Origin of the sequence: Pigmentiphaga daeguensis (genome assembly GCF_039523035.1) — a bacterium.
Taxonomy (GTDB): Bacteria; Pseudomonadota; Gammaproteobacteria; order Burkholderiales; family Burkholderiaceae_B; genus Pigmentiphaga; species Pigmentiphaga daeguensis.
Genome location: NZ_BAAAEN010000001.1, coordinates 375,530 through 390,993, shown reverse-complemented (window position 1 = coordinate 390,993; position 15,464 = coordinate 375,530). Strand labels below are relative to the sequence as shown.

Annotated in this window: 15 protein-coding genes; 7 read left to right on the top strand and 8 right to left on the bottom strand. The window is 69.3% G+C overall.

The features are described 5' to 3' along the window. Position 1: 1 nt before the first annotated feature. Positions 2-1,732: a phosphoethanolamine transferase gene (locus tag ABD104_RS01940; RefSeq protein WP_279814843.1), complete on the bottom strand. Its 1,731-nt coding sequence runs from the start codon at positions 1,730-1,732 to the stop codon at positions 2-4. Positions 1,733-1,862: 130 nt separating this feature from the next. Here ABD104_RS01940 and ABD104_RS01935 point away from each other — a divergent pair, with 130 nt between their 5' ends. Genes ABD104_RS01935 through ABD104_RS01915 form a run of 5 tightly spaced genes read left to right on the top strand, consistent with a single transcriptional unit; the run spans position 1,863 to position 6,902 of the window. Beyond that, positions 1,863-2,333 carry a MarR family winged helix-turn-helix transcriptional regulator gene (locus ABD104_RS01935; protein WP_087840109.1) on the top strand — a complete coding sequence of 157 codons (471 nt, stop codon included), beginning with the start codon at positions 1,863-1,865 and terminating at the stop codon, positions 2,331-2,333. Further along, the gene (locus ABD104_RS01930; RefSeq protein ID WP_279814840.1) at positions 2,330-4,381 is read left to right on the top strand and encodes an FUSC family protein; all 2,052 of its coding nucleotides are present in this window, start codon (positions 2,330-2,332) and stop codon (positions 4,379-4,381) included. Before ABD104_RS01935 ends, ABD104_RS01930 begins: the two co-directional genes overlap by 4 nt. Further along, on the top strand, positions 4,371-4,577 hold the full coding sequence (locus ABD104_RS01925) for a DUF1656 domain-containing protein (protein ID WP_087840107.1): 207 nt from the start codon (positions 4,371-4,373) through the stop codon (positions 4,575-4,577). Before ABD104_RS01930 ends, ABD104_RS01925 begins: the two co-directional genes overlap by 11 nt. A gap of 1 nt (position 4,578) precedes the next feature. After that, on the top strand, positions 4,579-5,484 hold the full coding sequence (locus ABD104_RS01920) for an efflux RND transporter periplasmic adaptor subunit (protein WP_371695190.1): 906 nt from the start codon (positions 4,579-4,581) through the stop codon (positions 5,482-5,484). After that, positions 5,481-6,902, top strand: a complete 1,422-nt coding sequence (locus ABD104_RS01915; RefSeq protein WP_087840106.1) for an efflux transporter outer membrane subunit — start codon at positions 5,481-5,483, stop codon at positions 6,900-6,902. Before ABD104_RS01920 ends, ABD104_RS01915 begins: the two co-directional genes overlap by 4 nt. Positions 6,903-6,909: 7 nt before the next feature. Here ABD104_RS01915 and ABD104_RS01910 read toward each other — a convergent pair whose 3' ends face one another. The 3 genes from ABD104_RS01910 to ABD104_RS01900 form a co-directional block, all read right to left on the bottom strand. Then, positions 6,910-8,562, bottom strand: a complete 1,653-nt coding sequence (locus tag ABD104_RS01910) for a bifunctional aspartate transaminase/aspartate 4-decarboxylase (RefSeq protein ID WP_087840105.1) — start codon at positions 8,560-8,562, stop codon at positions 6,910-6,912. Positions 8,563-8,594: 32 nt separating this feature from the next. Then, positions 8,595-10,286, bottom strand: a complete 1,692-nt coding sequence (gene aspT / locus ABD104_RS01905) for an aspartate-alanine antiporter (protein WP_087840104.1) — start codon at positions 10,284-10,286, stop codon at positions 8,595-8,597. A gap of 179 nt (positions 10,287-10,465) precedes the next feature. Then, positions 10,466-11,089, bottom strand: a complete 624-nt coding sequence (locus tag ABD104_RS01900; RefSeq protein ID WP_087840103.1) for a DNA-3-methyladenine glycosylase I — start codon at positions 11,087-11,089, stop codon at positions 10,466-10,468. A gap of 83 nt (positions 11,090-11,172) precedes the next feature. On the opposite strand from ABD104_RS01900, the gene ABD104_RS01895 reads away from it, so the two are divergent. Next, a complete protein-coding gene (locus ABD104_RS01895) occupies positions 11,173-11,508 on the top strand; it encodes a thioredoxin family protein (protein ID WP_087840277.1) in 336 nt (111 codons plus the stop codon). A 12-nt stretch (positions 11,509-11,520) separates the two neighbouring features. Here ABD104_RS01895 and ABD104_RS01890 read toward each other — a convergent pair whose 3' ends face one another. Genes ABD104_RS01890 through ABD104_RS01875 form a run of 4 tightly spaced genes read right to left on the bottom strand, consistent with a single transcriptional unit; the run spans position 11,521 to position 14,687 of the window. Beyond that, complete coding sequence (locus ABD104_RS01890; protein ID WP_087840102.1) at positions 11,521-12,246, bottom strand: ROK family protein; 726 nt, start codon at positions 12,244-12,246, stop codon at positions 11,521-11,523. Then, the gene (locus ABD104_RS01885; protein WP_132978844.1) at positions 12,243-13,580 is read right to left on the bottom strand and encodes a lytic murein transglycosylase; all 1,338 of its coding nucleotides are present in this window, start codon (positions 13,578-13,580) and stop codon (positions 12,243-12,245) included. Before ABD104_RS01885 ends, ABD104_RS01890 begins: the two co-directional genes overlap by 4 nt. Continuing rightward, positions 13,577-14,332 carry a glutamine amidotransferase gene (locus tag ABD104_RS01880; protein ID WP_343927054.1) on the bottom strand — a complete coding sequence of 252 codons (756 nt, stop codon included), beginning with the start codon at positions 14,330-14,332 and terminating at the stop codon, positions 13,577-13,579. The genes ABD104_RS01885 and ABD104_RS01880 overlap by 4 nt, the downstream gene beginning before the upstream one ends. Before the next feature lie 43 nt (positions 14,333-14,375). Then, positions 14,376-14,687, bottom strand: a complete 312-nt coding sequence (locus ABD104_RS01875; RefSeq protein ID WP_132978843.1) for a hypothetical protein — start codon at positions 14,685-14,687, stop codon at positions 14,376-14,378. Between ABD104_RS01875 and ABD104_RS01870 the strand changes: the two genes are divergently transcribed. Beyond that, positions 14,626-15,264: a COG4315 family predicted lipoprotein gene (locus tag ABD104_RS01870; protein ID WP_343927053.1), complete on the top strand. Its 639-nt coding sequence runs from the start codon at positions 14,626-14,628 to the stop codon at positions 15,262-15,264. The genes ABD104_RS01875 and ABD104_RS01870 overlap by 62 nt on opposite strands. Positions 15,265-15,464 lie beyond the last annotated feature (200 nt).

The window sequence follows — 15,464 nt, the reverse complement described above, 5'->3', positions numbered from 1 at the left end:
GCTAGCCCCGGGCGCGGCCCTTTCCCGCCCGGGCCTCGAGCGCCGCACGGCACGGCGCGAGCATGTCCAGCTGCTGCCTGTACACGCTCGTCCTTACCTCGAACATTCCCAGGACGGAATGGAACAGGTTGTCGTGGCTGTAGGGCGCGTCGCGACGGGCGGCCAGGCAGGCGGTGTCCACGCCCCAGTCGCGCGCCGCGCCGGGCGACATCCACATCACCATGGGCACGTGGGTCTGGGCCCGCGGCGCGATCGCATACGGCGCGGCGTGCAGGTAGAGACCGTTCTCGCCCAGCGACTCGCCATGGTCGGATACGTAGACCATGGCCGTATCCCGCGTGGCGGCCTGCTTCTGCAGCAGGCCGACGACCTGCGCCAGGAAGTAGTCGGTGTAGAGAATGGAATTGTCGTAGCCGTTGACCAGCGCCTCGTGCGGGCAGTCGCCCAGTTGGTTGGTGCGGCAGACGGGCTTGAATCGCTCGAATTCCGGCGGGTAGCGCCGGTAGTAGGCGGGGCCGTGGCTGCCCATGGTGTGCAGCACGATGAAGGCGTCGCCCGGATGCTCGTCCATGTAGGCGGACAGGCCTTCCAGCAGCGCCTCGTCGCGGCACCCCTCGGCGTCGCAGTGGGGAAGGCGCGGGTTGCCCATGATGCTGTCGTTGGGCACGCGCAGGCAGGTGCCCTTGCAATCGCTGTTGTTCTCGCGCCAGTAGACCGCCACGCCCGCCCGCTGGAGCACGTCCAGCAAGCCCTCGCGCGTCTTGGCGGCGCGGTCCGAATAATCCGCCCGGCCCAGGTCCGAGAACATGCACGGGACCGATACCGCCGTGGACGTGCCGCACGAGGCGACGTTGGAGAAATTGAGCACCCCCAGGCGCGACAGTTCCGGCGTCGTATCGCGCGCATAGCCGTTCAGCCCGAAGTGGTCCGCGCGCGCCGTCTCGCCCACCACGAATACCACCAGGGACTTGCGGGGCCGCGCCGCGGCCGCGGCCGAGCGGACGGCATCCAGGCCGATGGGCGCCACGACCAGGGCGGCCTCCTTGGCCCCCCAGCGCTGCCGCGCATACTTGCCCAGCGCGTACAGGTAGCTCGTCGGATTGATCTTCTGCGTCACCTGCCGGTGTTCGCGGAACAACGGCGCGTACACGGAATAGAAACCGCCCAGCATCGCCAGGCCGGTCACCAGGCAGGCCGAGGCCACCAGCAGGCGAGCCATCACGCCCCGCACGCCAGCCGCGTACTCCACCCGCAGGCGCCACAGGCCCGCCACGGGCAGCACCCCCAGCACCAGCAGGTAGCCCAGCAGCCCCGGGCTCAGCAATGCGCCGGCCTCGCGTACGTCGGTCTCGGCCAGGTTCTGCACCATCACGTTGTCGATTGCGACACCGTAGGTGCCCATGAAGTACGCCGCCAGGGCAGACACCGGCAGCAGCAGCGTCAACAGCGGCTTGAACACCGTCTTGAACGAACACAGCGTCAGCAGCAGCCCGAACGCCGACCACATCAGGATGGCGAACGATAGATAGAAGACGACCGAGCCCGCCCCGTTCCAGGGAACGATGCGCACGATCTCGCGCCAGACCGCGATGTTGTAGAAAAGCACCAACCCGGCGGCGATGGCGAGCGCCAGCCGCGTACTGCCCCGGAGCCCCCAGCCGCGGTTCTGCCCGGCCGCGACCAGGCCCCAAATGAACGTCCCCGAGCGATGCCCGTGTAGTGCGGAAGACAAACTGGCGCTCCCATGAAGCAATGCCGCCACGTTATCGGGCGCGCCATCGAAGAAACGTCGAAGCCTTGTCGAATTTTTGTCGAATCGGCAAATACTTCACAAACAAATAGTTTGCATGCTAATATTTTTCATGGACAAAATTGACAAGCAACTCGCCACCCTGACCATGGCCCTGGGCCGCACGGCTCGCGCCTACAAATCGGCGGCCGACACGTTGACCGCCGATTTCGGCCTGTCCCAGGCCACCGCCTGGCCGGTGGTCATGATCGGCCGCCTGGGCGACGGCGCCCGCCCCGGGGCTGTCGCCGACGCGCTGGGCATCGAGCCCTCGTCGGTGGTGCGCGTCATCGACCGCGTGATCGAGCTGGGCCTGGTCGAACGCCGCGAAGACGCCTCCGACCGCCGCGCCAAGTCCCTGTATCTCACGGCCTCCGGCCGGCAATGCGCCGACCGGGTCGAAGCCGCCCTCATCCCCTTTCGCCGCGCCCTGTTCGCAGGCAGCAGCCAGGACGACATCGAAGCCTGCCTGCGCACGCTCGAAGGCCTGCAGGCCGCGATCGAACAACTCGCCCGGGAATCCGGGCCCGCGTCGTCCTCATGAAGCCCCCCACCCTTTCCGAGGCGCTGTTCTCGCTCAAGAGCTATGCAGCCGCGGTGCTCGCCCTCTATCTTGCGATGCGCATGGGCCTGCCGCGTCCGTTCTGGGCCATGACCACCGCCTACGTGGTCAGCAGCCCGCTGGCCGGCGCGGTTCGCTCGAAGGCGGTCTACCGCGTCACCGGCACCACGCTGGGGTCGGCCATGGCCCTGGCCGCCGTGCCGCTCCTGGCCAACGCGCCGGAGCTGCTTTCGCTCGCCTTCGCGTTGTGGGTAGGGCTGTGCCTGTACATCTCGCTGCTGGATCGCACGCCCCGGTCCTATCTCTTCATGCTGGCGGGCTACACCGCCGCGCTGATCGGCTTTCCCGCCGTCACACAGCCCGAGCAGATCTTCGACACCTCGCTGGCGCGCGTCGAAGAGATCCTGCTGGGCATCACCTGCGCCACGCTGATCCACAGCCTGGTGATGCCGCAGGGCATCGGCCCGGTTCTCGTCGCGCGCGTGCAGCGGGCCTACGACGATGCCCAGCGCTGGATCGCCGACACGCTGGGCGGCAAGTCCGACGTCGGCCAGCTGGATCGGCGCAAGCTCGCCGCCGACGTCACCGACCTGCGGCTGATGGCGACCCACCTGCCCTTCGATACCTCGCACCTGCGCTGGACCACCAACGCCATCCACGCCGTGCAGGACCGCATCTCGCTGATGATGCCGTTGCTGTCCGCCATCGAGGACCGCCTGGCGGTGCTGCGGTCGATGCCCGCCGGCCTGGCCCGCCGCTGGGAAGCCGTGATGCGCGATGTGGCCGCATGGACCGGCGATCCCGGACCGCGTGACCCTGCCCGGCTGGCCGGGCTGGTGCGGGCCATCGACGCCAGCCATCCCGCGGTCTCGCGGGACATGGGGTGGCGCGAGATGGTCGAGCTCAGCCTGGGCTCGCGCCTGAAGGCACTGATCCATGCCTACGCCGACTCCAGCGCGCTGCGCACGCACATCGAGGCGGGCCTGCACGACGCCCGTTCCGAGTCCGTCCGCGAGCAGCCCAGTTCACCGCGCGTGCTGCACACCGACCGCGGGCTGGCCCTGCTGTCGGCCTTCGCGGCCACGGTCGCCATCCTGGCCTGCTGCCTGTTCTGGATCGCCACCGCGTGGCAGGCCGGTTCGGGCGCGGCGCTGATGGCGGCCATCTTCTGCTGCCTGTTCGCCACCATGGACAACCCCGTGCCGGCCATACGGGTGTTCCTGAAGTTCACGCTGCTGTCCATCCCGTGCTCGGCCTTCTACCTGCTGGTCGTGCTGCCGGCCGTGCACAGTTTCGAGATGCTGGTGCTGACCACCGCGCCGCTGTTCCTCCTGCTGGGTGTACTTATCGCCCGGCCGCCCACCACCGGCCGGGCGATGGCCTTCCTGTTCGGCGTGACCTCGGCGCTGGCCATGCACGACACCCAGACCGCCGATCTCGTCTCCTTCGCCAACAGCATGCTGGCGCAGGTGGCGGGCATCGTGGCCGCCGCCGTCTGCACGCGGCTGTTCCGCACCATCAGCGCCGACTACAGCGCGCTCAGGCTGTTGCGCGCGAACTGGCGGGAACTGGCCGAACTGGGACGCGCCGACTCGGCCCGCAACATCGTCGTAACCGAGATCTCGGCCCGCATGCTGGACCGCCTCGCGCTGCTTGCGCCCCGCATGGCGGCTGCCCGCGCCAACGCCGACCTGCAAGGCGCCGACGTACTGGCGGACCTGCGCGTGGGCCTGAACATGACGCAATTGCTGCGCCTGCAGCCCGAGCTGGACCGCAGCCACGTGCGCGTGCGGCCGCTGCTGGCCGCGCTGTCCTCGTTCTTCGCCAGCCGGCGCGTGCCCACCCAGCGCCCCGCCCCCGACTTGCTCGCGCGGATCGACGACCTGCTGCGCGCGGTGTGCGCGCTGCCGGCATCGAACGCGCAGCCCGACGCGGTGGCCGCGCTGTGCGGCATACGCCGCGACCTGTACCCCGATGCCGACGACTACCAGCCGGCGCCTTCCCTGCCGGAGTCCGACCATGTTCGCTGAAATCAACGTCTATGGCCTGTACGTGCCAGCCCTGTTGTTGCTGGCCTTCGCGGCCATCGTCGTGTCCAGGCTGCTTGGGCACGGACTGGCCCGCCTCGGCCTCTACCGCCTGGTCTGGCATCCCCCGCTGTTCGACGCCTGCCTGTTCGTCATAGTCCTGGCCTGCCTGTCGTTTTTCTTTACCCGCGAGTTCTGACGTGATACCCAAGATTTCATTGCCGGCGCTGGGTCGGTTCGCATTGACCCTGCTGGTCCTGGCCATCGCCATCGGCGCCGGCTGGACCCTTTGGCAGCGCTACGAGGTCCGTCCCTGGACGCGCGACGGCCGCGTGAAGGCCTATGTCGTCCAGGTCGCCCCCGATGTCACCGGCCCCGTCACCAGGGTGCTGGTGCGCGACAACCAGGCCGTCCGCGCCGGGCAGGTGCTGTTCGAGATCGACAAGGCCCGCTACGAACTGGCCGTGCGCCAGGCCCAGGCCGCCGTGCAATCGCAGCGCGCCGCCCTGGCCCAGGCCACGCGCGAGATCCGCCGCAACGGCGAACTGGGCGAACTGGTCGCCCAGGAAAGCCGCGAACAGGCCCAGTCGCGCGCCGAGCAACTGCGCGCCGCGCTGGCGCAGGCGCAGGCCAATCTCGACCTGGCCCGGTTGAACCTGACCCGCAGCACGGTGGTGTCCCCCGTCAACGGCTACGTCACCAACCTGGATCTGCAAGGCGGCGCCTACGTCACCGCCGGGCATGCCGTCATGGCGCTGGTCGACCGGGACTCGTTCTATGTCGAAGGCTATTTCGAGGAAAACAAGCTGCCGCGCATCCATGTCGGCGACCAGGCGTCGGTGCTGCTGATGGGCGCGGGCGAACCGCTTGAAGGCCACGTCGAGAGCTTCTCCGAAGGCATCGCCGACCGCGACCGCAGTACCGCCGCCAACCTGCTACCCAACGTCAACCCGACCTTCAACTGGGTGCGGCTGGCCCAGCGCATTCCCGTGCGCGTGGCCATCGACCGCGTTCCGGACTCGGTCAGGCTGGTGGCGGGCCAGACGGCCACGGTCGAAGTCCGCGAACAGGCCAAGGCCCGCGATCCCCAAGGAGCGGCCTCATGAAACCCCTCGTCTTGCGCTGCCTGGCCGCCGCGCTGCTGGGCGCGATGGCTGCGTGTTCTACCGTGGGCCCCGACTACCACGTGCCGGAGCAGGCCGCCGTCAACCTCGACGCCGCCAACGGACCATTGGCCGGACTGGAGGCCTCGTCCGCCCGGGCTGCGCCGCTGCCCGCCCATTGGTGGCGCCTGTACGACGATCCGGTGCTGGACGACCTGGTGGGCCAGGCCTTCGCCGCCAATACCGACCTGCGCGTGGCCGCCGCCAACCTGCGACGCGCCGCCGCGATCGTGGACGAGGCTGGCGCCGGCCGGCGACCGAACGTCTCGGTCAGCGCCGCTCCCGCCTATGGGCGCGCCTCCGGCGCCGCCAAGGGCGTGCCCTACGCGCTGCCCGACGTCGGCACCTACGACGCGGGCGCGGCCGTGTCCTACCAGGTCGACCTGTTCGGCAAGATATCGCGCGGGCTCGAGGCGGCGAACGCCGACGCGGAGGCGGCCCAGGCCGCCTACGACCTGGCTCGAGTCAACGTCGCGGCGGGCACGGTGCGAGCCTACGCCGACGTCTGCGCCGCCGGCCAGCAGCTGGAGACGGTCCGGCACTCCATCGCGCTGCAGGAACGGTTCGCCCAGCTCACTCGCAGGCGTGCCGACATGGGCCGCGGCACCTCACTGGACATCAGCCGCGCCCAGGGGCAGCTCGAGCAGCTGCGGGCGGCCGTGCCGCCGCTGGAGGCGCAACGCACCACCGCGCTCTACCGGCTGGCCGTCCTGGTGGGCAAGGCACCGGGTACGCTGCCCGCGTCCCTGGCCGCCTGCCATGTCCCGCCCACGTTGCGCGATCCCGTCCCGGTGGGCGACGGCGCGGCGCTGCTGCGCCGGCGGCCCGACATCCGCCAGGCCGAGCGCTCGCTGGCGGCCGCCACCGCCCGCATAGGCGTGGCCACGTCCGAACTGTATCCCAGCATCTCGCTGGGCCTGTCGGCCGGCAGCACCGGCACGCTGTCGCGCTTCGGCGCCGACAACAGCTTCCGCTGGAGCCTGGGCCCGCTCATCTCCTGGAGCCTGCCCAACACCGGCCTGGCCCGCAGCCATATCGAACAGGCCGAGGCCGGCAGCGCGGCCGCCCTGGCCCGCTTCGACGCAGCGGTGCTGAACGCGCTGCGCGAGACCTCCAGCGCGCTGACCGTATATGCCCGGGACCTGGACCGGGCCGACGCGCTGCGCGCCGCCCGCGACCGTAACCGCGAGGCCGCCGAACAGGCGCGCACGCTGTACCGCCTGGGGCGTACCGACTTCCTGACGGCGCTGGACGCCGACCGCACCCTGGCCGGTTCGGAAAGCGCGCTGGCCGCCGCCCAGGGACAACTGGCCACCGACCAGGCGGCCTTGTTCCTGGCGTTGGGCGGCGGCTGGGAATAACTTCCGGCTACTTCTTGCCGCCCTTCTTCGCCTTGTCCTTGCCGGCGGCGCGCTTGCCGGCGGGTCCGGGCCGGCCCTTGCGGTAATCGTCGTAGAACTGTTCGGCCATCTGCCGCAAGGCCCGGCCGATCGCGGCATATTCGTATTCGTTCAGGTTGGCCAGCGATACGCGCCCGGCCGGCCGCAGCGTGCCGAAGCCGCTGCCCGGCAGCATCACGATGCCGGTCTCGTCCGCGATGCGGAACAGGAGATCGGTGGGCGCCACGTTCTTCTGCACCCAGGCCGCGAATTCCGGGCCGTGCAGGTCCCTTGCGATGGCGCCCAGGTCGAGCAGCGTGTAGTAGTCCACCGCATTCTCGTCCTGGCTCCTGGCGATGCCGAGTTCGCGGTACAGCGCCGCCTGGCGCCGGCGGATCAACTTCTTGAGTTCGGCCTTGTAGCCGTCGTGCTCGTCCATCAGCGCGAACAGCGAGAACAGGGCCATCTGCACCTGCTGCGGCGTGGACAGTCCCGCCGTGTGGTTCAACGCCACGGATCGGCTGTCGGCCACCAGCCGATCGATGAATTTCAGTCCCGGCACGTCCGGCGTGAGCGAGGCATAGCGCTCGTTCAGGGCCTTCTTCATCGACGACGGCAGGCCGCGCAGGATCTCGTCCATGACGTTGTCCTGGTGCACGGCGATGGCCCCCAGCCGCCAGCCGGTCGCGCCGAAGTACTTCGAGTACGAATAGACCAGGATGGTGTTGCGCGGGCACGTGGCGAACAGCGACTGGAAATCGTCGGCGAAGGTCCCGTAGACATCGTCGGTCAGCACGATCAGGTCGCGCCGCCGGGTCTCGATGATGTTCCGGATGCGCTCCAGCCCATGGGCGTTGATCTTGTAGGACGGCGGATTGCTGGGGTTGATGCAGAAGAAGACTTTCACCGCCGGATCGAGCAGCTTGTCGATCTCGGCGTCCGGATATTGCCAGCCCTGGTCCGGATCGGCATTGACGTAGACCGACTCCAGCTGATAGCCGTTCAGGCGCGGGATCTCCATGTAAGGGGTGAAGGCCGGCATGCCTATCGCCACCTTGTCCCCGGCCTTGATCAACCCGTTTTCCTTCATCGTGTCGAAGACGTAGGTCATCGCGGCGGTACCGCCCTCGGTGGCGAACACGTCGATGTGCTGGTTGCTCAGGAACCCGCCTATCATCTCCTTGACCAGGTAGGTTCGGACGATTTCCTCGGTGATCCGCAGCATGCGCGGCGGCACCGGATAGTTGTCGCCCAGTACGCCCTCCACCATCTCGTGCAGGAACTCGGACGCGGACAGCCCCATCTGGTCGCGCACGTAGCTCAGGGCGCGCCCCAGGAACACCACGCCTTCCTGGTCCCGGTTCTCGGCGATGTAGGCGTTGAAGCGATTCTCGATGCCCTCGATCCGGGGCAGCCCCCCTATGCCGTGCGGCATGTAGGAAAAGGACAGCTCGGATTCCAGCGCGGCGAACAGCCCCAGCCGGAAGAATGCGCGCCGCGGCACGATGGCCAGGAAGTTGGGATTGCCCCGTCCGGCGTTGAGCATGAGCCGGTTCTGCTTGCTCGATGCCAGTTCGATGAGCGCGTCCTTCAGTTCGAAAGGACTCAGTTTGGCGTACCGACTGTAATCCGCTGTCGACATGACGGCCTCCGTGGATGGCTTGCGATGGGACCCTAGGCAAAGGCGACGACCAGCGGGCCGAGCAGGGTCAGGAAGACATTGGCCAGGGCATAGGTCACGGCGAAAGGCACCGTGGGAACCGAATTGCCCGCCTTGTCCAGCACCTCGCCGAAGGCCGGGTTGGCGCTGCGGGACCCGGACAGCGCGCCGGCGAACACGGCCGCGTTGTCGTAGCGCAGCACGTAGCGGCCGAACAGCATGGTGATGAGCAGCGGCACGATGGTGACCGCCACGCCGATCAGGAACAGCGACAGGCCGCTGGTGCGTATGGTGTCGACGGCCTGCAGCCCGGATTGCAGCCCGACCACCGCGACGAACCCCGCCAGGCCCAGGTCCCGCAGCAGCGTCGAGGCGCCGGTGGGCATGTTGCCCACGCTCATCCTGCGCGTGCGGTACCAGCCGAACAGCAGCCCGGACAACAGCGCCCCGCCTCCGCTGCCCAACGTCAGGGGAATGGACCCGATGCGCAGCACGGCCAGCCCGATGACCAGGCCCAGGGCCAGCCCCAGGCCGTGATAGACCCAATCCGTCTTGTCGCTGGGCACGATGACCGTGCCGACGCTGTGGGCCGCGCGCTGGATGTCGTTGCCCGTGCCGAACAGCACCGCGACGTCGCCGGCCCGGATGACCGTGTCCGGCTCCATCGGCAGCGGCCGGCCGTCGCGTTTGAGGCCCAGCACCACGATGCCGTGGCGAATGTCGGCGGCGATGCCCGCCCGTATCTGCGCGACGGTCTTGCCCAGGTAGGCGGGGCCGGTGATCAGCACGTCGCGCGTCAGCATGACCATGTCCATGCCGCTGGACGACAGCACCTCGTCTCCCAGCGCCTGGCGCGCGGCCATCACCGCCGCCCGCCTGCCGGCCAGCAGCACGATGTCGCTGGCGTGCAGCTTCAGGTCGGCCTGCGCGGGAATGATCTGGCCGTCGCGCTTGATGCGTTCGACCGTCACCGCCATGCCGTCGGGCGCCAGCGCCTCGATTTCGCCCACGGTGGTGCCCGCAGCCGGCCCGGCCCGGTAAAGCCGTCCCACCACCTCGGGCGCGGCGAGCTGTTCACCCGCGCCGGGCACGATCATGCCCGCGTTCATCGAAGTCTCGGCCTTCACCGCATCCTCGCGGATGTCGCGGCCCATGAACTTCGGCAGTACGTTGACGCAGATGATGATGGCCCCGAACGAGCCGAAGATGTAGGTCACGGCATAGCCGATGGCCACGTTGGCCTGCAGGCGCTGGAGCTCGTCGGGCGGCAGGCCCAGCTTGGCCAGTGCCGAGCCGGCGGTGCCGATGATGGCCGACTGCGTCAGCCCCCCCGCCGCCACCCCGGCGGCCAGGCCCTTGTCCAGGCCGAACATGCGCGCCAGCACCACCACGGTCACCAGGCCGGTGATGGCCAGCACCGCGGCCATGGCGATTTCCTTCAGGGATTGGCGCCCGAGGGACTTGAAGAACTGGGGGCCGCTCTCGAAACCGACGGCATAGATGAACAGCGCGAAGAGCACCGCCTTGACGCCGTTGTCGATGGAGACGCCGAGCTGGCTGAACAGCACCGCCACGAGCAGCGAACCCGCCACGCCGCCGAGCTGGAACCTGCCGAACTGGAACTTGCCTATCCAGAAGCCGATCGCCAGCGAGAGAAACAGCAGGATTTCCGGCGACTGCCTGATGGCCTCGAGTACCCACGTCATGATCTGCCCCCGTGTGAATGCTGCGGTCCTTCGCCCGCGGCACACCACTCGTGACACCGGGGATCGGACAGGGAAACCAACCGGTAACGCGACAAGGCACTGCATCCAGCCCGGATACTCTATCCGAAGTCATCGCAACGTGCTACCTGTGCACGCCGCTTCATAAGGGGCGTCCGCTTTCAGGGCCGCTTGCGCCGGCCCAACGCGCCCGGCCGCGGGAAGGCGGCGCGCAGCGCCTCCACCTCCTTCCTGCAGACGCAGTCCGGTCCGTGGTCGTTGACCATGCCGACGGCCTGCATCAACGAATACATCGTGGTCGGCCCCACGAAGCGCCAGCCGCGCCGCTTGAGCTCCTTGGACAGGGCCCGGGATTCCGGCGACTCGGCGCGCGGCGGCCCGTCGTAGGTACCGGCGGGTTCGTAGCGCCACAGGAAGGCCGCGAGCGAGCCTTCCTCGGCACGCAGTTCGCGCGCCCGGCGCGCGTTGTTGATCACCGCCTCGATCTTGCCCCGGTGCCGCACGATGCCCGTGTCGGCCAGCAGGCGTTCGACGTCCCGGATGCCGAAGGCAGCGACCTCGTCGACGTCGAATCCTGCGAAAGCCTGCCGGAAGGCCGGCCGCTTGCGCAGGATGGTGAGCCAGCTCAGGCCGGCCTGGAAGCCCTCCAGGCTGATGCGCTCGAACAGCGCCGCCTCGCCGTCCAGGGGGCGGCCCCACTCCTCGTCATGGTAGGACACGTACAGGGCATCGTTGCCGGCCCACGCGCAGCGGCGCGGCGGCTGGTTCGGTTCATTGGCGTGCATGGCTGGGGGACGAAAAAAGGAAATCCGATATATTCTCGCCCATGAACTCCGCGCGGAACCCACCGGCGCCCGCTTTTTTTCCCATGGAACAGATCGACATCGACGACGGCACCGCCGACCGCTTCCTGCTGGATGCCCCCGGCACCTCGCTGCTGGTATTCACCAGCGACACCTGCCCCAACTGCCGGCTGGCGCGCGCCCAGCTTCCCGACATGAGCCTGCCGGTGGCGCGCATCTGCTGGATCGATGCGGGCCGCAACCGCGGGCTGGTCGAACGCTACGAGGTGTTCCACCTGCCCTCGATGTTCGTGGTCAAGAACGGCGTCTACTACGGCGCGGTGCAGGCGACCCTGGCCGATTGGGACATCAGGCGCCAGGTCTCGCTGGCGCTGGACAGCTATCCGGCCGAGCTGCCGTAGGGATCGCGCCCGTCAGGCGTGGGCGGGATTCCAGCGTCGCCACAGCGCCGCCCCGCCGGCCAGCCCGGCATCGTTCGAGCCCACGCTGACATGAGGCGGCAAGCCCGCCTCCACCTCGCGCGCGTTGCCGCCACCCAGGTGGATGCGGTCCGGCTTGAGCAGGACGTCGACCAATGCCAGCGCGCGCCCCAGGCGCCGGTTCCAGCACGGCCTGCCCTCGGCCCGCAGCGCCGCGTCCCCCAGGCATTCCTCGTAGGTCTTGCCATCCTCCATGGGATGGTGCGCCAGTTCCAGGTGCGGCATCAGCTCGCCATCGCGGAACAGCGCCGTGCCCACACCCGTGCCCAGCGTCATGACGAACTCCAGGCCGTCTCCCAGCGCAAGGCCATAGCCCTGCATGTCGGCATCGTTGACCATCCGCGCGGGGCAGCCCAGCCGGTCGCCCAGCGCCTGCGCCAGCGGAAACCCCACCCACGCGGGGGAACCGAGGTTGACCGCGGTCAGCACGCGCTGCCGGCGGATGACGCCCGGAAAACCGATGGAGATCCGATCGTAGCCTTCCAGCATGGCGGCCATGCCGGCGACCTCGTCCAGCAGCCGGTCCGGCGGGCATGGCCTGGGCGTGGATACCCGCAGGTGCCGGCCCAGCAGCCGGCCCGCATCGTCGATGACGGCGGCCTTCAAGCCCGTGCCGCCGATGTCGACCGCCAGGATGCCCGGTCCGGGCGCTGCCTTCATGCGCCGCCCCCCGGCTGCGGCTCCGGTGCCGGCGCGGTACGCGGCAGTGGATCCTGCCGCAGCGTCCGCAGGATGCGCTGGCCCACCCGCCCATCGACGGCCAGGCCGGCCCGCTGCTGTTCGGCGGCCACGGCATCGCGCGTGCGGGTGCCCGGAATGCCGTCCGGCGTGCCGACGTCATGGCCTCGCGCCAGCAGCAACGCCTGCAACTCACGGATCTCGGCGCGCGACAGGCCGGGATCGTCGGTCGGCCAGGGAGTGGCGATGGGCGGCTCACCGTGCAGCCGGTCGATCAGCAGGCTGACGGCCAGCGCGTACTTGTGCGAGCCGTTGTAGCTCAGGATGGCGTCGAAATTGCGCGTGGCCAGGAATACCGGGCCCTCCGCGCCGGTTGGCGCGAACAGATAGGCGGGCGAATCGGGTGCCGGCTCGCCGCCGCGCAGCCGATCCGGCCTGCCGCCGTCCACCCGCGTGACGCCGCGGGCGGCCCATTCGGCCAGCGTGCGGCGCTCCGAGCCCGCGAACTCCTGGCCCGCGGGCACGCCTGCCGCCACGCCGGCCGGCAGCTTGACCTCGATGACCGGCAAGAGCCCCCGCGTCCATCGCGCCCGCCGCTTGCGCAGATGGCTGGCCGTGGACGCCAGCGCGTCGGGCAGCGATCCGTACAGGTCTATCCTTCCGTCGCCGTCGCCGTCGGCCGCGAGCTCGTAGTAGGAGGTCGGAATGAACTGGGTCATGCCGAAGGCGCCGCTCCACGAGCCGACGAAGGTATCCGGCTGCACCAGTCCGTCGCGCAGCATCCGTATCGAGGCATAGACGTTCTTGATCCACAGCGGCTTGTTCTCGGTGCACGCGCGGGTCAGCCATGCATCCAGCACCCGCGTCTTGCCCAGGACCCGGCCGAAGTTGGTCTCGATGCCGAAGATGGCCACCATCACTTCGCCATCCACTTCGTAGCGGGCGGCGATCTCCGATAGCGGCGCCGCCTCGGCCTCCATCAGCTTGCGCCCGTCGACCACCCGTTCCTCGTCCACGGTCTTGGCCAGGTAGTCCCACCAGGTCTCCCTGCCTTCGGGCTGGGCCCGCGCCGAGGCCACCGTGGAAGCCAGCAGCGTCGCGCCCTGGGTGTAGGTATCGAAATCGGCCACCTGGATGCCGTTGGCCGGGGCTGCCGGCCGCAGCCGGGCCAGGCAGGCGCCGGTATCGAGTTGGGCCTGGGCCTGGGAGGCGGCGAGCATGGCCAGGCTTGCGGCCAGCAGCCTGGCGCGGGCGAGAACCTGCGTGGAAATGACGGTCTCCTTGGTCGAATCGTGGATGAAGGTCGCAGCACTCATCGAGCGTCCGCCGATGCCGCCGGCGCGGCGATGCGTTCGAAGAAGCGCCGCATGATGGCATGGGACACCGGCGTCTCGGCCACGCCCGCGCGCAGCGCCTGCACGTCCAGGCCTTCATCGGCCAGCCCGGCCCGCATCACGTCGAAATACGCCCTCATGACGGGCACCGTGAACTCGGGATGGAACTGCACCGAGACCGCATTGGGGCCATAGCGCAGCATCTGGTGGCTGTCATTGCCGTTGCGGGCCAGCACGGCGGCGCCGGCTGGCGGCTCGGCCACGGTCTGTTCGTGGATGAAATGGGCGGCGAAGATCGACGGCATGCCCGCCACCAGTGCATCGCCGGCCGCCGCCGGAGTCAGTTCGACCTGCTGGGTGCCGATCTCCCGCCCGCCCTCGAGGTAGCCGACACGCCCCCCCAGCGCATAGCTCATCAGTTGGTGGCCATAGCAGATGCCGAACAGGGGCAGCGACGCGTCCATGGCATCGCGCACCCAGCCCGCACAGGCTTCGCTCCAGGGCGCGTGGTCGGTCACGTTGGCGCGCGACCCGGTGATCAGCGCGGCCGCGTAGCGCGACGGCGCCTCGGGCGTCTCGCCCTTGTAGGCAGCCACGCGGGCCAGCCGCCCGGGATTCAGGCCGGCCACCTCGCCCACCATGCGATCGAAGCCGCCATAGGCCGCGCCGACCGCCTGCGGCGGGCCGCCGGTCTGAAGGATGAGGATGGGAAGCATCTGGGGCACCTCTGCCATGGACATCCTTCCATGACACCTTATTTCCCGCGTCGCGGCAACCTCAGGCGGGCGTGCCCGCTTCGCCGATCAATCCGCCCAGGAGCAGCACCGCCAGCAGGAACCAGAAGATGGCGCCCAGCACCGAGCGGTTCAGCAGCGAGCGTATGCCGGCGTAGAGCAGCAGCAGGCCCAGGACCAGCAGCGCGAAATTGAACAGGGTCGGGCTCATGCCCAGGGCCTCGGCCAGGCCGGAGGAAAACGCGCCGACGGCTTCGCCGAAACCGCCGAATACCGTTTTCAGCGCGGCGACGATGGTGCGGATGGCCTCGCCCAGCATGGCCCCCAGCCATTCGAAAGTGGATTCGCTTTTCATGTGCGGCGACGTGGTTGGCACGCGGCCATTATGGCCCATGCGCCGCGCCGCCAAGCCCGCCGACATCCTTGGAAACATCGCGCAGGCGGCGGTTGCAAAACCTTACAACCCATATGGGCGCGGACATGTGGCGACGCGCCGAAAGCCACCATACTGGCCGCTGATCCTTCCCATGGACCACGTACCGACTCAAGGAGGCATCATGGTTCGAGCTTTCGTCCACGCCACTTGCGCCGCCGCCCTGCTCGCGGCCGGCTGCTCATCGCTGATGGTGAGCGAGCCCGCCAGGATCAGCGACGGCGCGATGGTGGCCCCCAACGGCATGAGCCTGTACACCTTCGATCGCGACCCCGTCGGCCAGAGCGCCTGCAACGGCGTCTGCGCGCAGAACTGGCCTCCCCTGACCGCCCCGTCGGGCGCCACCCGCAGCGGGGATTGGATGGTCATCACCCGCCAGGACGGCGTCCGGCAATGGGCCTATCGAGGCAAGCCGCTGTATTTCTGGACCAAGGACCGGGCCCCGGGGGACCGCACGGGCGACGGCGTCAACGGACTCTGGCACCTGGCCCGGCCCTGACGCGGCCGGATTCAGGCCGCAGGCGCTCCGCCCGCCGGCCCCGCGTCCGCACGCACGGGCAGGTGCTCGGCCTCGTCGCTGGGGATGGGGGCATAGTCGGGGCCGAACGAGGACCTCGCCCAGTCTCCATCCCGCCGGCCGCCGTACCGCTCCCCAGAAACGCCGGGCGGCCTGCCACTGCTGGCCGACCAGGCCACGGT